Origin of the sequence: Paenibacillus taichungensis (genome assembly GCF_047302525.1) — a bacterium.
Classification (GTDB): Bacteria; Bacillota; Bacilli; order Paenibacillales; family Paenibacillaceae; genus Paenibacillus; species Paenibacillus taichungensis_B.
The window spans coordinates 6,085,196-6,101,723 of sequence record NZ_CP168020.1; the positions used below are offsets into that span (position 1 = coordinate 6,085,196).

A 16,528-nucleotide genomic window follows, 5' to 3' on the forward strand; every position below is an offset into this window, starting at 1 on the left:
GCCCAAATGTGGCATCACTCTTCACCGTTGCGCTGCTGGAGGCATTGATGGCATCCAGCTGCATTACGACTGGAGGGATACTTTGGAGCTGTCAGCCCAGCCGGGGCTGCTCAGAAATGTGGCATCTCCTTTATAGGCGGCGGTATCCGTGTACGCTTCAAGTACGATTTTGTTGCTGTTGCTGCGTTTCAGGAGTAGCCAGGAAAGTTGATGGACTCCAGTGAGATGCCTGTAGAGCTGGCCAAGCCTGGTACAACGCGGAACTGGGAATCCAGTACAGGTGAGACGTTGGCGTCGATCCGTGCAGTGAAGTTGGAATGACGGATGTACCGATCCGGATAATTGAAGGAGCTGAAACGGCTGTAATTTGTTGCATCAGGTGTTGCTGGCCCTAACATTTTGACCTCATGCAGGGTTGGGGTGTACCAGTTACCTGGGTTGTTCCACAGGACAGCGTTGATCATATTGATACGTACATAACGAGCGGTAAAATGAACAGCGTCGGTCGTAAAACCATAGGTGGTATTGCTGGTTCGATCCAGCGTGGAGTAGTTGACGCCATCGTTGCTGATCTCAACTTTGTACTTATAATAGCCTTCCGATCCTTTATACATAAACCAGGAGATATCGATCTCCGTGATGGTCTTCGGTGCACCGAAATCGACCTGCCACCAGGCTGGCCAAGTATTGGACGATGCTGCCCAAGAAGTCTGATAGTTGCCGTCATTAACATTGGCTGCAGATGATCCGGAGGCTGTGGAGATGGCGGTAGCTGTTTTTCCTTGGGCGTGATTAACAAGAGAAGGTGGCGTTACCGTGCCTGTTACAGCATCGATATTCCACTCTTTGTACCATTCCAGTGAGGCGGTTCCGTTTGAATCATTCAAGGTTAATGGAAGCCAGATATGTTTATGTTCACCAAGATAGAGTGGATTCCAGCGGTCGCCCATATAAATATAGGATGTGGTGTTGCTGCCTGTAATGGTGGCAATATCATGGATCTGGGAGCCGAAGGCGGATGGATTGCCATAAGGTGTAAGAGCGGACCACGTGCCTGTCATGGACGATGCGGTTGCATACGCGCCCTGATTCGGATACCAGCCAGCAGCTTGGGAGGTGAAGAGGTAGTAGCGATTCCCTTTTTTCACAACGGCAGGAGCTTCACGATAGGCGTTCTCGAATTGCCAACCCACTAAGGATTCCACACCGGTATAGCTGGCGTTCATTTTGAAAATAGCCATGGTATCATTGGCCCCGCCATTCTTGCGGGATGCTGTGATCAGATAACCTGTACCATCTGTATCTACAAAAACAGTCATGTCGCGTGACTCGTAATCCAAAGGCCGGAAACTTCCCTCATACGTGAATTTTCCGTTCGGTGTACTGCTGGTCGCTACCGCAACCCGCCCCAGATTGTAATCAGTACCGTTCTCGTAATGCGCCCATAGCACATACTGCTTCGTGGAGGCATTGTAGATAACTTTGGGACGTTCAATTTTGCTGGAGGCTAGCTCGGTGGCTGAATCCTTGGTCAGTATGGCATTGCTGAACGTCCAGTTCTTTAGATCGGTTGAAGTATAGACATTAACGCTGTCAAACTTACCGCTGACTGCATGCTCTCCGTACCAATAATACGTGCTGCCGACTTTCAGAATGTTTCCGCTATTGGCCTGAATGGGGTTACCCGCAGTATCCAGCCAATCGGAACTGTTGGTGATCGTCACACTTGCCGCGCTGGTCCGTTCGGGATGAACACCAAACATGGTTAGCGTGAGCGCGAAGACCAGAAACCAGACTGCTTTCCTGTTGCCCATTACACAAACCTCCTAATATCGGTCCTTTGTGAAGCGTTTACATATTTAGTGTAATTAAAATAGAATCTTGTACAAGTGAACAATGTGTACCCTGATGAACAAATGGAACTTTATCCGGAATATAGCGGCAATAGCGAGTAATTTACCTGCATTTATGAGTGCCATCGGCAATAATCCTCAACGTAGAAGTAGAGAAAAGCATTTATAAAAAAGGGGGTAGTAGACTTATAAAATAAGCCACTACCCCTTGTTGGATAACATTCTATTTAAACAGGTTCAAATTCTATTTATGACCTTTGCGAACCTTGAGCTGCATACGTTTTATCGTTGTAGTTTGCATAACCTCAAGCACGAGTGGGCCTTTGCCATTCAGAATTTCCACATCGGTTACATTATCCAGAATGGTAATAATCCCAATGTCGTCTGCAGTGACGCCTTCAATCTTGGCGATGGTGCCCACGAAGTCTACCGCACGAAGTTTCTTTTTCTTACCTCCGTTAAAGTTCAGCTTCATGATCTGTTGGTTCAACTGTTCACGCTTGTCCTTTTTGCGTTCAGGCACGATCTTCAAACGCTTCTCGAACTCTTCCCGACGACGGTCAACAGCTTCCTCGGAAGGAGCTTTCACGACAGGAATGGCAAATCCGATATACGATTCGATCTCGGCCAGACGTCTGCCATCCTTCGGGGTAACCAAGGTAAAGGCTTTGCCTGTTTTCCCTGCGCGACCCGTACGGCCTGTACGGTGCACATAGCCTTCTTTTTCCAAAGGAATATCGTAGTTGATGACATGGGTAATATTCGTGATATCAATCCCGCGTGCGGCTACATCCGTTGCAATCAGATAACGGAATTGTCCTCTTCTGAATGCATTCATCACCTCGATGCGCTCATCTTGTTCCATGCCCCCATGGATACGATCTGCTGGATAATCGAGGTCAGCCATGACCCGGAATAATTTATCCACGTTCTCCTGCGTACGGCAGAACACGATACAACTGTCCGGATTCTCAACAATAAACAGGTCTTGAAGCAGCGCCGTTTTGTTCACCTCTGGAACATGAATCACAGCATGTTCAATCGTGGCTGTTGTAAGACCGCTTGCCTTGATCTCAATCTCCACCGGATTGTTCATGTATTTGCGTGACAGCTTGGCTACATCTTCCGGGAACGTAGCGGAAAATAACATCGTCACTCGCTCGCTAGGCAGTGCCTGAATAATGGCTTGCACCGTCTCGATGAAGCCCATATTCAGCATCTCATCGGCTTCGTCAATGACAAGGTAGGAGATGCGATCCAGTGGCAGGGTGCCGCGTTCGATATGGTCCAGTACCCGTCCAGGTGTACCTACAGCGACATGCGTTCTTTGTTTTAACTCCGCTTTTTGAACATGAAAAGGGGACTGACCGTATAGTGCGGTTGCTTTAATACGCTTAAAGCGACCGATATTGGTAATATCTTCGTTGACTTGCAAAGCCAGCTCACGGGTGGGCGTTAGAATCAAAGCCTGAGGCTTATTTTCGTTCCAATCCACCAGTTCACAGAGTGGAATGCCGTAGGCGGCTGTTTTCCCGCTGCCTGTTTGGGATTTGACCACAAGATCTTTATTTTCAAGGGCTACTGGAATAACTTTGGTTTGAACCTCCGTTGGGGTTTCATAGCCCAGGCTATCCAGCGCTTTTACGATTTCTTCGCCAAGTCCATAATCTTTAAATTGTTGCTTACTCATCGTTAACCTCTTTTACGTTAGTTTTGAATACAAGAGCATATTGCATAATTCCTTAAAGCGACTTGTACACGGGAGCGTTTGGAATCGAATTGTGCAATATGCTTATATACAAGCATTGCACCGTACATTTATCGTATACCTCTTCATTATACTCTATATGCAGGTGGGTTAACGGAGTAATTCACAATGATGTTTAAATCGTATGATGCAAACCGACTCTTTCTGAACTCCAGTCCCATAATTCTACGGCACGTTCAGGGTTGTACGACTCCTCGGAAGAAGAGATTTTCTTCGGTCCATCCCAGTACGTTCCCTTTAATTCGCTTGTAGGTTGATGTAATACGAGACTTGCAAGGTCAGTTCCTGATTGCTTAGTGGTGCGTATGCCAGCATTAAAGAAACGCATCAGAGGCATTACATAATTCCACATGAAACGAAGGAGCGGGCGATACTCTCTGGCGAGAGCGGAACCTTTGCCAGGCATCATCCCAGGATTAAATGCAGCGACTGCAACAGTTCTTCCAGATTGTTGGACTTGGCGGGCGAGTTCATAGGTGAAATATAAATTGCATAACTTCGATGTTGTATAACGTAATTGTCCCCTGGCAGAAGGAGAGAGGGCGGCGAGTAATTGATCGGACTGGGCAGGATCAGACATGATATTGGGGTGAGCATAGCGAGGAGCGGGCATACCGGTTTTGGTTCCGGGATCGTGCGTGTCACTGGATACAACGATGATTCGCCCCTGTTCCTGAAGCGACTCAAGCAGCAAGCGAACGAGCAGGAAATGCCCCAGATGGTTCACACCAAAGGTTGCCTCGACACCATCCGTAGTAGATTGTGTATTTTGCACAAATTGAGACCCAGCATTGCAAACGATGGCATAGAGAGGCGGAAGATCGGCTTGTATATATATCGCTGCAAGTTTCCTTATGGATGTCGTTGAAGCCAAATCTAGCTCCATAGCCGAGATATTGGGGTTACCGGTAGATTGGATCAAAGTCTGCACCGCAGTGTTTCCTCTACTTAGGCTGCGGCAAGCAATAACGACATGCCACTTCTGAGATGAAGCGATCACTTTGGCACTTTCGTATCCAAGACCGGTATTACCGCCGGTAATAATCACTGTTTTATTGGGTTTACTCATGAATTACACTCCCTTAAATGATTTTATATTAGATACGATACTGTATCGTATCGTTAATTGTCAATAAAAAAGGTCCTGCTAATCATAGCGGGACCTAAATCATTTGGGTTGTATTCCGTTTAAAATCATATCAATACCGCGTTTCAGTTCGTTATCCAGATCGGATGAAGTCGGTTTGAGCAAGAGTTGATACATAATAAAGCCGATTATAAAATCAGACACCAGGTCCAGATCTGTATCTTGACGTAGTTTTTCTTTCGGAATATAACGTTCAAGCAGACTGGAGATTTCCTTGGTCTTCGGCAGTGAATGGTTTTCCCAATACGACTCTGAAATCTGTGAACTGCCAGATAGGGTTGAAATCAGCAATGAGAGCATCTGCTTCCCAAGCGGATTGTTCATCTTATGGGCAAAACTTTGGGCCATTTCGTACAACACTTCATGTAGTTCGCCTTGTACAGCTGTACTGAACTCCGGCTTGACACGTTCCAATGCATCCACGATCAGCGCTTCCTTGCTGCTCCAACGCCGATAGATTGAGCTTTTGCCTACGCCTGCGAGCTGTGCGATAGACTCCATACTCAGTTTCTCCACACCTACTTCGCCAAGTAAGGTTAACGTGGCATCCAGTATGCGTTTGTGAACTTCTGTACTCCTTGGTCGACCACGAGAAATGGGATTCTCTTGATCTGGGGGTTGTTTAGCGTCCATGCGAATCCTTCCCCGTTCCTTATAAGATTATTTCGTTATTATAACATATCATCTGTTCAATCTTGTGTTAATGGATGACCATCTTCAGAGCCTTAGTCTGCGGAGGACGGGATTTAGCGATAAACTCATCTATCCATACATCTGCCCTTCGACCAACCAGTGTTTCATCCAAAGGTACTGTGACGGTCTCTCCTTCGATGATGAGTTCGGCATTTGTATGAAGTGAAATTAAGATGGGTCCTGATTCAACACCGTTATCTTCTTCATTGTCGATGAGGACCTGTCCCTTTTCTTCATAAAAATTCGTAATAATCCCGCGTAAATGGGGCTTCTCCTCCCCTTTTTCGCTGATTCTTCTACGCATCCTAACGTTAACAGAAGCAAGATGAACGGTAATGCGGATAATTTTCGTACAATGGACATTTGTCGCTCACCTCATCCTTTTTGTAATGTATCTATACGTATGACGGTTTTTGAGCCACCAAAGTTCCTGCATATCGCTGAAAAAAAAGAACAAAAAACCTACATTTAAGCTGGAACAAAAAAATGGAATATGTTAACATATGGTTAACTTACGGAACGGAGGGATACGTGTGGCAAATTATATCCGATGGAGATAGTATGGCGAAACGTTTGTTTGCGCTTGCTGTGTTTCTGCCTGTGTGCAGCTCATCGGGATCGGTTTGCCTATTTACACGTATGCCGCTAGTCGTTGAAGAATCGCTCCAATAGAGTGGTTCTTTAATGCACTACTATTTTTTCGCGAGCATTCAGGTTACCCAATATCCAAATGGACTGCACAGGCATGAATGTCTGTGTTTTTTTATTTTATTGAGGAAAAGGGGAAATCCTGAAATGACAAAATCGAACGTGAATGAGCAGTTGGAATTTCAAAAGGAACTAAAATCTTTAGCTGCACAGAACGGGCTTCATATTGCTGAGGAATCCATGAACATCAATGAGTCCGGTATGGACTTTCGTGTAGCATTTGCCACCGATGAACAGGGACAACAGTGGGTACTGCGCCAGCCACGGCGCGAGGATGTATGGGAACGGGCTGAAAATGAGCGCAAGGTGCTGAAGGTTGTAAAAGGGCATCTGCCGGTAGAGGTACCGGAATGGCGGATCTTTACGCCGGAGCTGATCGCCTATCCTTTACTTGATGGAGAACCGATTGCGATCGTTGATCCGGCAGGGGGAGGGTACGCATGGCGATTTCCACAGGAAAGCTTGTCCGATGATTTTTTCGATTCGCTCGCTGCTTCACTAGTGGCACTGCATAACATTGATCCTGATGAGGCGGTAAAGGGCGGAGTGCGTAGCAAGACGCCTACAGAAGCTCGTGAAGCTTTTGCAGCGAATATTGAGGAGATTAAACAAAGCTTTGAGGTGCCAGATCAACTGGCCAGTCGGTGGGAAGGGTGGCTGACAACGGACAGCTATTGGCCTGAGCACTCAACGTTCAATCACGGTGATCTGCATCCACCGCACATTATCGTCGACGATGCCCAGCGGGTTACCGGGCTGATTGATTGGACTGAGGCGGAGATTGCCGACCCGGGTAAGGATTTTGTCATCTATTATGCGCTCTTCGAAGAGGAAGGGTTGCGGAATTTGCTCGATCGCTATGAGAAGGCAGGGGGAAGAACATGGCCTCGGATGCTGGAGCATATTCGGGAGCAGTGGGCGGCATACCCGGCAATCGTTGCACAGTTTGCATTAATCACTGGGGAAGAATCCAATATGGAGATGGCGAGAGGTATGCTTGCAAGCTGGGATATCAAGCGGGATTAATATAAGGCGAATAAACGCTAGGGAGGAGAAGGGTGCGTGACACAACTTCGTGTAGTGTGTTGGTTGTTTGCAATCACGCTAACAGTCGGTCTATTAGGTTGTTCGGCCCCTTTTTCTAACTCGGATGATAATGAATTAGATGTTCTCTCCCAAGAACGGTTACAGGAACTGAGGGAGGACTACCCATTATCGCCACAGTCTCTCGTGACTCCATGGATGAAAAAAGTGACCATTAGAGAGATCATGGACTTCTCAGATGCAGTTATTGTGGCAGAGGTTGTGAGCGTTTTGCCGAATTTCAGTATGGTGTTGACCACTGAATCAGATACACCTGAACGCAAAGTGGCAGAAAAGCAGGAGACTACGGGAATGACTCCCTACGAAGCTGAGTTCGTCTCTTACGAGGTAAAGGTGCACGAAGTGATTGTAGGAGGAGATGTAGCCAAGGAGACATTTCTGTTCTATAACGCAGCGTTTGCGGCGCTCGAACCTAAACTTATGCCTGGTCAGAGAATAGTTACAGCGATCAAAAAGGGAGTAGAGTCCGAGCAACGTGGAGGTTATTCCTTCTCTCGTTATGGCACGTACTATATCGTCGATGGGGATTATGTCCTTTCTGCCTATGAGGGGTTCTCCAACGAGGCGCTTGAATTCACCAAACAAACGAATGGAATCAAGCTGGATCAGTTTGTGAAAAAGGTGCGAAGCTTGGCGCAGGAGTAGGTGAACACGTAACGTATGGCTCTAAAATCCAAAAAAGAAAAGACCTCTTCCACATGCATTGTGGAGGAGGTCTTTCTTATGAATAGATTAATTACCTAAAGTCGTTAATTGGCAATCTATTTCAGCATAGTTACGTATTTTCCGTAGACATAAGCTACGCGTCCATCCAGTTTCACTTTGACCCAACCATACTTATCTGTACTGATCACCTCAAGAACGGTGCCTTTCGGTACGGCAGTAACCACTTTGGCTTTGGATGAAGCGCTGGAGCGTACGTTCAGGTAGTCCGCAGTAACCTTGGCTTGTTTACCTTTAACGACTGTACCCGGTTTACCTGTACTTGGTGATGTAGATGGTTTGCCTGGTTTCGATGTGTCTGGTTTCGGTACCGTTGGTGTCGTCGGCTTCTCAGGTGAAGTCTCTTCTTCACCACTGCCAGTGGACGCCTTACGAGCTTTATTCAGCTCCTGATAGAACTCACCTTTGGTTTTCACGCCAGAGAATTTCGCAATACTTACGTTCGCTTTGGCGGCAAGTGTAGTCATTTCTTCTTCAGTCACCGCATCCAAAATGTTAATGGACGCAATATTGGTATACTTGCCATCTTCCGTTGTCGGAACAGACATGATGCCATCATTAATCAGCTCTACGATATCTGCACGTGCAGGTGCTGTCAGATCGACACCGGTGATTTTCCAGTTGTGCTGGATTTTCGGTTCATAAACGCCTTTCATCACGTCTTTGAGATAAGCAATAGACAGATTACGGATCGTACCTTGAATCTCGCCAAATGCTGAAGCATCCTTGGAGGACCATAATTGCTTGAACTTACGTCCTTCCAGTGCTCCACCTTTGGCAATCAGGGCTTCCATCCGGTAGGCGTTCATGCCGAGCTTGAGCGTATCGTCTTTTTTAACCACTGTGCCATTGCTGTATTTGAGGTTCGTAATCCGACTGCCGTAAGGCTTGGTCAGGTCAATCTCATACGTCACTCCGCCGAAGAAATCGTCGGTGCTGTATTTGGAAGCACGTCGTTTCGGATCAAAACTGATCGTCACATCGCCAGGGCGTGTGGAGTTAAAATAACCCGCAGACCATTCCATGTAATCCTTCAGATCACGTCCGGTCACTTCATATACCGTTACTTCACCAAAGGTATATTGGTAGTTGAACGCAATATCCTTTTTCTTGATCGGTCCGACATCTAGCTTGGCCTTATCGTTATCGATCTGGTGTGCGACAACGTCGGCATCGCTATAATGTAACATGACTTCGGTGAAGAAGTCAGAGAGTGGTGTCTCCTGAATCTGCACAGCAGGAATGCCTGTAATCTCATCTGCCGGTACCATGTTGGTTCCTTTTAGTTCAGCTACTTCAATGTTGGCATCGGCACGAGCGAACTCGTGGAACGGATGCAGTGTATCTTCCAGTCCGGGATCGGACACTTCATAAGAGCCATCAGCTGCTTTTACAGCGAGTGCTTGTGCTTCCTTGCTTTTTAGTACAACCTTGTCGCCTTCTTTGGCAAACGTGAGGTCAATCCGTGAAATGTGTGAACCATATTTGTTTGGCTCGGAGATCAATACGCCGTTAACCGTTTGGGATTCAATCAGCGTATGCATGTGTCCGGCAAAAATGGCAGCCAGCTCCGGGTTGGCATTGGCGATATCCGTGACCCCGGTGCCCGGGTTCCCGTTCTCGTTATCCAGTCCCATATGCATGAGTCCAACCATCACATCCACTTTGCCTTTCAGCTCGGCGATGGCCTTCTTGGTCTCTTCTACAGGATCTTTGACGATGATGCCATTCAGGTGATCCGTACCTTTTTCGAACTCAGTAATCATAGGTGTGTTCATTCCGATGACGCCAACCTTGATACCGTCTTTCTCAATAATCGTATAGGCAGGCATGTAGCGGTCGCCGTTTTCTTTGAAAATGTTACCTACCAAGGGTTGTCCCTTAAACTGTGAGGAAATCTTCTCTAATACGTCCAATCCAAAGTTAAATTCATGATTTCCCATGACCCATGCGTCATATTTCATTTCGTTCATTGCGACCATCATGGGAGATTGAGGTTGATCGTTGAACAGTTCAGCCGAGTTGTCCTGAATCATGTCGCCTGCATCCAGCAGAATTGTATTCGGATTCTCAGCACGTACTTTTTTCACGATCGTGTACAACTGTGTCATGCTACCTGTCGGATTCGGACCGTCCAGGGCATAGTCCCACGGCATAAATCGGCCATGAATGTCCGATGTTCCCAGCAACGTAATCTTAGTTTCCCTGTCTGCTTCAGCAGCCTGAGCCGGAGTGGAGGCAAAAGGTGCGAAGAGGATGGAGGCACATAAGAGGAATGATAAGGGCCATCCGGCGTAACGTTTCGGCGAAAATTTGCGCATGTTGTAATCTCCCTTGTTATCTAGTGTTATGTAAAGATATGTGTCATTGGAGTTAATACTAGATAAACATTTGGTAAATGTAAACCACAAAATGACAAATAAAAGAGACCGCTCTGGATCATTCACAGGAAATGCCACTGGAAATGATCAGAGTAGTCTCTACACGTCTCTTTATATGTTTAACTTCTTCCTCAACAACACCCAAATCATATTTGATTGTGTATGACGCTTGGAACTTCAATATGAGAATGTTACTGATAAAGAAGGGACTTTTTCGTTATGGAGGAGAGATAGCGCTTCGCTCCAGACCAACTGGACCCTTAACTCTTATGCCGTTCAATTGAACTACGACTACGAGAGGTGAAAAATTTTATTTTGACAACGATGGATACCAAAGCAAGCAGACCAAAGATGATTCCGCTCCAGATAACCTGATGGATGCCGAGTTGGGCAATGAACCAGCCACCGATGGAGGTACCAAGGGTAATCCCCAGATTAGAGAAAGAGACAAAGAGGCTATTTCCGAATTCCGGTGCTTCCTGAGACTCCGTTGTTAGCCAAGTTTGGCTGACAATCAGACCGCCAGAGTGAATCGCACCCCAGACGAACACCATGATAATCATCGGCATGAAATAGGAACCTGCATAATAAACGAGTAAATAAGCCGCCATATATAGCAACGGGAAGAGGAAAACGGTCCTCGGAATATTCCGATGCAGAAGCTGTCCGAATACCAAATTTCCGGCGATCATAATAACACCAAAGGCCAAGAGCATCACACTAATCCATGAACCGCCCATACGGGTGACTTGCCCAAGGTATTCGGCGAAATAACTGTATACGGAGAACATCGCTGCAAAAATAAAAACGACAGTAGCAATATTTAGCCACAGCGCAGGTTTACGCAATATACCGATCTGTTTGCCATAAGACATCTTTTCTTGCACAGGCATCGAGGGCAGCCAAATCCATATACCGACGAAAGCAATGAGACTGACAACCGCTCCGAACCAAAACGCAGCCTCCAACGAGAATCGTTCCGCAAGATAGGAAGTTAGGGGCACGCCAAATGCAAAGCCAGCAGTGATCCCGGTAAACACTTTGGCAACGGCCTGACTGCTTTTTTCCGGTGGGACCAGCTTGGCACCCGTGACGAGAGCAACAGAGAAGAAGACCGGATGAAAAATGGCCGGGATAATCCGAAAGATTAACATCATGTCGAAGCGGGTTGTGTAGGCGTAGACTACATTGGAAATGGCAAATAACAGTACAGCAGTTAACAAAATAGTTTTACGATTGATACCAGATACAAGCAAAGTCAGAAAAGGGCCAGACACGGCAACAACTAGAGCGAAAATACTTACCAGCCATCCAGCCTGTGCAGCGGTAATGTTGAATTTCTGCGTGATCAGGGGTAGTACTCCTATAATGCCTACTTCTGTAGTGATGATGGCGAATACACCCAGTGCCAGAATGAGGATAAGTAGCGGGTTGACCTGCTGTGATTTCATGTGAAGCGTACCTCCAATTAATTTAAATATACAGATAAATAGATATAATAACTTAAAAATAAATATCGTTGAGCCCTTCTATAAGATTTGTCAGTAAGGTTTGGTTCACTGGATTACATTATATCTATATTTATAGATTTGTAAATATAAAAACAAAATGACCTTTGGTTAAGTCATCTATGGTTGGCGTTCTACAGGTGTGATCATAGTGGATCGTGAAACAGAAAAATAGCGCCTGCTCAGGGAATTTCCCAGAGCATGACGCTACTTCTGCGAGTATTTAAGTGGTAGTTAATTCGGTTCAATGACAATACTGTTGAAGGAATCAGCCTCCAGCTCGAACCGGAGTGTCTGTCCTTCATATGCCAGATGCAGATCACGGCTATCCTTGAACGGATTGTTGATGACAATGATGAGACTATTGTCCGGGTTGCGGAAAGCCACGGCTTTGCCACTCCAGGCTCCAGACAGACCCGCTCTTCGCGCACCAGGAACGACATCATGAGCAAAATGCTTCATCACATAATACTCGGGATTCCGAATGATTTCTTTGGCATCCGGGTCTACCGTAATCATGGAGTTTTGCTCCCACCCCCATGTGCTGCGGCCTTTCGGCTCCAGAACCATGTTCCAGTAAATGTACGCATTCACTCCATTGCTGAAATAGTGCTGGTACAGGTTAAATACATACTTGGCGTAGTTCCACGAGTTGTTGCCATCACCGCATTCATTCTCGGTCTGCATGTAACGAAGCTCCGGGTAGCTTGCGGCTGTACGTTGAATGGCATTTTTGCCTGCCCACTGATAACCGACTCCTTTGATATAGGCGTAGGCTTTGGGATCACTAAGCACCAGTCCGGCATATTCGTCAAAATCATTTGTTTTCTTTTTGATCAATTCTTCCCATGGATCAGGTGCGTTGATCGTTCCCAGCCAGATTTCCGTATCCAGACCATGCTTGTCAAAAGCAGGACCCAGGTAATCGGCGATAAACTCACGCAGCTGCTCGCCTGTCCACATGCAGGAAGGGAATTTCTGATCCGCGATGACTTCGTTTTGTACATGGACCTGATGGATGGTAATGCCAGCGTCCTGATAAGCCTGTACGAATTTGACGAAATACAGCGCATAAGCTTCCAGGATATCCTTTTCCCAGCGAAGCGTTCCGTAGTTATATGCTTTCGGTGACTTCATCCAAGTAGGCGGGCTCCACGGCGAGGCAAAGAATTGCAGATTCGGATTATAGGTCAGGGCCTCTTTGATGTATGGAATCAGATATTTGAAATCACGTTCGATCGAAAAATGTTCCATGGCCACATCGCCGTCCACCTCATTGTGACTATACCATTGCTCTGCATAATCACTCGCGCCAATGGGCAGGCGACAGATGTTGAATTTATGTTCACCTTCCGGGTGGAAGAGGGAATGAAATACGTCATGACGCTGCTCCTCATTCAAGTGAGACAAGGCAATATAACCAAGCTCATTAAAGCAACCGCCAAATCCTTCTACAAGCTGATGCTGTGCACCTGTGAGCTTTAAGTTAGCGTTTTCATTTGTAGATGTATAAGAGATCTCTTTCCACGCATGATCTGGTGTAGTGGAATAACCATGTAATGTCAGGGACATTGGAATTTCCTCCTCGCTTGAATCTCAGGTATGATGTACAGTCAGTATATCAAGTCCCACTGCAAAAGAAGATACGCTGAACCGCGTAAAATTTGCCCTAATCCAAGGTGGTGAAATCCATGATCATTCCTGAACCATACCGTTCTTATCTATCTCCGGAGAGCCGATGGCTGCCTGCGACGGACTGGAACGTCAAGCTGTTTGGTGCTCACATGCAGAAGGTGAAACAGGGCTGGCAAGTGCCGCTGGAATCGCATTTGGCCTTTGAATTGATATTGATTCTGGAAGGATCGCAGACGACGATACTGGAGAACATCCGTTATGATCTCCAAGCAGGAGATATATTGCTTATCCCGCCTGGATGCAAACATACCAATGAATGCAATCAGGAGCAGGGGCTGACCTACTTTATTGCCCATTTCAATGTAGATGAGGTTCTGTTTCGTCAGGAGATGAGTAGACATGTGCAGATGTTGTTCCCATGTGGCGGCGAGGATAACCAGCGATTAACGGAAGTCATGATGAAATGGGTGGATCTGCTTCAGCACAAAGAAGAATATACAACATCAGATCTGTTCCGTATGCAGGCTGGTTTGCTGGAGATTTTGGCGATATTGGCAGAGCAAAGCTCCTCCCGTTCCCAAGAAGCCGTATCGCCTACTGTGGCGCACTATGCAACACTGATTGCCGAGGCAATCAAAAGCCGCTTCAATGCCGGGAATATCCAGCGGGAAGGGCTGGGGGATAAGGAGATTCGGATTGAAGAGATTGCGGCCTCGCTTCAAATCAGCCCTGGATATGCACTGGAGACGTTTCAGAAAGTATACGGCATCTCCCCGCGCAGATATTTGTCCGAACTGAAGCTCCACGAGGCCAAGCAGCTAATACACCAGCCTGATCTTAACCTCACTCGGGTTGCCGCCATGCTCGGATATTCCAGTCTTGCGCACTTCAGTCGGCAGTTCAGAAGATGGACTGGCATGAGTCCCAGTGAATACAGGCAGACCATGGGCAGCATCCGTTTTTTCGATTAAACAATCGCATTCCGCGTACTCGTATCCAGTTTAATGCTCATCAAAAATCCCCGCTGATGTTCAGACGGGGACTTCGCTGTGTTATGCAATAATCTACATGGAGGGCATATGAATTGAATTGTGCATTGAGATAAGTTGAGATAAGTGCTTGATGCCTGATTATGCTTTGCTTAATTAAGGTTGTACTTTCTCGTTCTGAGCTTTGTTTTCGAAGATCAGAATTGTTTTACTGCTTCCGATATACGCAACCGTCGTATTGAATTGCTCCGAAATAAAACGTACCGGGACAAACGCCTTTCCATCCTTTATCAACAGAGGTGCATCGTTCATCGCAAGCGTATCGTCTACAATCACCTGTTTGTTGCCCACAGTCCACCGAACCACTGTACCATTCTGCGCAATCTGAACCTCCTGTGTATCCGGATTCCAGTTCACGCTGGCATTCAACTGCTCGGAGACAAAACGGAGCGGTACATAGGTCCGTCCCTCATCGATAAAAGGTGCAGCCTCCAGTGCGTAAGCACGATCCCCGACATAGGCCGTGGTAGAGCCTTCAATAAGCCGCTGGAAATTGCCCTGTGGAGTACGTTTCTGTTCCCGCACATTCATTTGGTTTAGAAGCCGCATCGTGTCACTGCCGTTCGCAACATCCAGATAATTATTTTGCACCGTGAGTCCGGCAGGTTCCGGTTCAGAGACCGAGGTCTGCGTACCGGAGGATAAGGAAGTGGAAGCCGAGATATCCGTTATAGTATTAGTATTTGCAGAGATATTTCTTGTAAAAGTAAAACCGGCAATCGGTGTCAGATCCCACACCCGGTTATTGGACAGTTTCAGTACTTCCAGCTTGGACAGCTGGCGTAATGGCTCCAAATCATAGATCTGATTGGACTCCGCATTCAGTTCTTTCAACCCTACCAGGTCTTCCAAGGGTGCCAGATGTTGAACCTGATTCCCGGAGAAGTCCAGCGTCTGTAGACGCGTCAGATGCTCCAAGGGCATCAGATCGGAGATCTCGTTGCCTGCCACAGTCAGCTTCTGAAGTGTATTCGGCAGATCAACCAGTACATCCAGTGTGTCAATGTGGTTGTTGGCCACATTGAGCTGTTTCAGTTTTCTTTTATCCGCCAGTGGTGTCAGGTCCGTTATCGTATTGTTCGAGATTTCAAGCCATTGAAGATCATCTGCATCAGCCAGTGCGGAGAGACTGGTAATCTGGTTACCGCTGGCGTGAAACGTATGTAATCGGGTGAATCCACGTACAACTTCTATGGAAGAAATGGAATTGTTGCTGATATACAGCCGTCCCAGGTCTTTCAAATCAGCCAGTGCATCAATCGATGTAATGTAGTTATTGCGAACATCAACCTCGCGAAGCTGAGTCAGATGCGCCAGCGGTGTTAGGTCTTCAATCTCATTGCCATATAACCGGAGGTGAGTCAGGTTCGTGGCGTATTCCAGACCGGACAGGCTTTGAATGCCTGCATTGCTCAGATCCACAACGTTCAACTGCTCCAGATCGGATGAGGTTAGAGGGGAATCTACCGGTTTGTTCAGGATCAGCTTCAGTCCGTTCTCCAGTGCAGGATCTTCGATGATTCCTTCGCCCAAATCTGCCGTGGTATAGGCCATCGCTTGCCCAGCCGCTCCGAGACTCAGGATGAAGACTAGAAATAGTAGAGTCATTCTTCTCATTGCATGAATTCCCTCCGATTCCGATTTTGAGATTATAAAATACTCCGAACAGATTGATTTTTTTCGATGATATATAAGGTAAGTACAATATTTACACGATAACGGAGAGGGCAGAAATAACCTGAAGAAGCGAAGCGGTCACCTTTATCACGGGATTTCTCCCTTTAGAAAAAGGGAATCAAAGAAATCCTGGGATAACAGTGATCGGAAGGTTGTTCTGCCATCAGAGTGGTAAGTGTAAATGGACCAGTTTAACTTATGCAGGCACGAATAAAAACACATCTATAGTTATTAACCCATCATAGGGCAAAAGGAACAAGAAATTCATGACAGGCAGAACAT

Annotated in this window: 14 protein-coding genes; 4 read left to right on the forward strand and 10 right to left on the reverse strand. The window is 46.7% G+C overall.

The features are described 5' to 3' along the window. Window positions 1–63: 63 nt before the first annotated feature. From ACDJ58_RS27725 to ACDJ58_RS27750, 6 genes are all read right to left on the reverse strand, one after another. The gene (locus ACDJ58_RS27725; protein ID WP_413379855.1) at window positions 64–192 is read right to left on the reverse strand and encodes an AbfB domain-containing protein; all 129 of its coding nucleotides are present in this window, start codon (window positions 190–192) and stop codon (window positions 64–66) included. Continuing rightward, window positions 189–1,763 carry a family 43 glycosylhydrolase gene (locus ACDJ58_RS27730; RefSeq protein WP_413379857.1) on the reverse strand — a complete coding sequence of 525 codons (1,575 nt, stop codon included), beginning with the start codon at window positions 1,761–1,763 and terminating at the stop codon, window positions 189–191. Before ACDJ58_RS27730 ends, ACDJ58_RS27725 begins: the two co-directional genes overlap by 4 nt. A gap of 334 nt (window positions 1,764–2,097) precedes the next feature. After that, the gene (locus ACDJ58_RS27735; RefSeq protein WP_413373972.1) at window positions 2,098–3,543 is read right to left on the reverse strand and encodes a DEAD/DEAH box helicase; all 1,446 of its coding nucleotides are present in this window, start codon (window positions 3,541–3,543) and stop codon (window positions 2,098–2,100) included. A 193-nt stretch (window positions 3,544–3,736) separates the two neighbouring features. Then, a complete protein-coding gene (locus ACDJ58_RS27740) occupies window positions 3,737–4,690 on the reverse strand; it encodes an SDR family NAD(P)-dependent oxidoreductase (protein WP_413373973.1) in 954 nt (317 codons plus the stop codon). Window positions 4,691–4,789: 99 nt separating this feature from the next. Continuing rightward, window positions 4,790–5,401, reverse strand: coding sequence for a TetR/AcrR family transcriptional regulator (locus tag ACDJ58_RS27745; RefSeq protein ID WP_413373974.1), 612 nt, complete (start codon window positions 5,399–5,401; stop codon window positions 4,790–4,792). Between the two features lie 67 nt (window positions 5,402–5,468). Beyond that, window positions 5,469–5,765 (reverse strand): hypothetical protein, encoded by a 297-nt coding sequence (locus ACDJ58_RS27750; protein ID WP_413373975.1) that lies wholly within the window; start codon window positions 5,763–5,765, stop codon window positions 5,469–5,471. A 227-nt stretch (window positions 5,766–5,992) separates the two neighbouring features. Here ACDJ58_RS27750 and ACDJ58_RS27755 point away from each other — a divergent pair, with 227 nt between their 5' ends. From ACDJ58_RS27755 to ACDJ58_RS27765, 3 genes are all read left to right on the forward strand, one after another. After that, window positions 5,993–6,133 carry a hypothetical protein gene (locus ACDJ58_RS27755; protein ID WP_413373976.1) on the forward strand — a complete coding sequence of 47 codons (141 nt, stop codon included), beginning with the start codon at window positions 5,993–5,995 and terminating at the stop codon, window positions 6,131–6,133. Window positions 6,134–6,256: 123 nt separating this feature from the next. Beyond that, complete coding sequence (locus ACDJ58_RS27760; protein WP_413373977.1) at window positions 6,257–7,195, forward strand: macrolide 2'-phosphotransferase; 939 nt, start codon at window positions 6,257–6,259, stop codon at window positions 7,193–7,195. A gap of 36 nt (window positions 7,196–7,231) precedes the next feature. Then, the gene (locus ACDJ58_RS27765; RefSeq protein WP_413373978.1) at window positions 7,232–7,918 is read left to right on the forward strand and encodes a hypothetical protein; all 687 of its coding nucleotides are present in this window, start codon (window positions 7,232–7,234) and stop codon (window positions 7,916–7,918) included. 116 nt (window positions 7,919–8,034) lie between these two features. Here the strand turns inward: ACDJ58_RS27765 and ACDJ58_RS27770 are convergent, their stop codons facing one another. The 3 genes from ACDJ58_RS27770 to ACDJ58_RS27780 all read right to left on the reverse strand — a co-directional run bounded on the left by ACDJ58_RS27770 (window position 8,035) and on the right by ACDJ58_RS27780 (window position 13,457). After that, a complete protein-coding gene (locus ACDJ58_RS27770) occupies window positions 8,035–10,317 on the reverse strand; it encodes a 5'-nucleotidase C-terminal domain-containing protein (RefSeq protein WP_413373979.1) in 2,283 nt (760 codons plus the stop codon). A gap of 320 nt (window positions 10,318–10,637) precedes the next feature. Beyond that, window positions 10,638–11,828, reverse strand: a complete 1,191-nt coding sequence (locus tag ACDJ58_RS27775) for an MFS transporter (protein WP_413373980.1) — start codon at window positions 11,826–11,828, stop codon at window positions 10,638–10,640. 291 nt (window positions 11,829–12,119) lie between these two features. Next, window positions 12,120–13,457, reverse strand: coding sequence for a glycoside hydrolase family 30 protein (locus ACDJ58_RS27780; protein WP_413373981.1), 1,338 nt, complete (start codon window positions 13,455–13,457; stop codon window positions 12,120–12,122). Window positions 13,458–13,576: 119 nt separating this feature from the next. Here ACDJ58_RS27780 and ACDJ58_RS27785 point away from each other — a divergent pair, with 119 nt between their 5' ends. After that, the gene (locus tag ACDJ58_RS27785) at window positions 13,577–14,491 is read left to right on the forward strand and encodes an AraC family transcriptional regulator (protein ID WP_413373982.1); all 915 of its coding nucleotides are present in this window, start codon (window positions 13,577–13,579) and stop codon (window positions 14,489–14,491) included. A 174-nt stretch (window positions 14,492–14,665) separates the two neighbouring features. Here the strand turns inward: ACDJ58_RS27785 and ACDJ58_RS27790 are convergent, their stop codons facing one another. Then, complete coding sequence (locus ACDJ58_RS27790) at window positions 14,666–16,186, reverse strand: leucine-rich repeat domain-containing protein (protein WP_413373983.1); 1,521 nt, start codon at window positions 16,184–16,186, stop codon at window positions 14,666–14,668. Between the last annotated feature and the right edge of the window lie 342 nt (window positions 16,187–16,528).

Bases quoted from the DNA above. Each gene is read 5' to 3' on its own strand.
- ACDJ58_RS27780 (WP_413373981.1), bottom strand. From the start codon at position 13,457: ATGTCCCTGACATTACATGGTTATTCCACTACACCAGATCATGCGTGG.
- ACDJ58_RS27735 (WP_413373972.1), bottom strand. From the start codon at position 3,543: ATGAGTAAGCAACAATTTAAAGATTATGGACTTGGCGAAGAAATCGTA.
- ACDJ58_RS27790 (WP_413373983.1), bottom strand. From the start codon at position 16,186: ATGAGAAGAATGACTCTACTATTTCTAGTCTTCATCCTGAGTCTCGGA.
- ACDJ58_RS27730 (WP_413379857.1), bottom strand. From the start codon at position 1,763: ATGTTTGGTGTTCATCCCGAACGGACCAGCGCGGCAAGTGTGACGATC.
- ACDJ58_RS27770 (WP_413373979.1), bottom strand. From the start codon at position 10,317: ATGCGCAAATTTTCGCCGAAACGTTACGCCGGATGGCCCTTATCATTC.
- ACDJ58_RS27760 (WP_413373977.1), top strand. From the start codon at position 6,257: ATGACAAAATCGAACGTGAATGAGCAGTTGGAATTTCAAAAGGAACTA.
- ACDJ58_RS27785 (WP_413373982.1), top strand. From the start codon at position 13,577: ATGATCATTCCTGAACCATACCGTTCTTATCTATCTCCGGAGAGCCGA.
- ACDJ58_RS27745 (WP_413373974.1), bottom strand. From the start codon at position 5,401: ATGGACGCTAAACAACCCCCAGATCAAGAGAATCCCATTTCTCGTGGT.
- ACDJ58_RS27740 (WP_413373973.1), bottom strand. From the start codon at position 4,690: ATGAGTAAACCCAATAAAACAGTGATTATTACCGGCGGTAATACCGGT.
- ACDJ58_RS27775 (WP_413373980.1), bottom strand. From the start codon at position 11,828: ATGAAATCACAGCAGGTCAACCCGCTACTTATCCTCATTCTGGCACTG.
- ACDJ58_RS27750 (WP_413373975.1), bottom strand. From the start codon at position 5,765: ATGCGTAGAAGAATCAGCGAAAAAGGGGAGGAGAAGCCCCATTTACGC.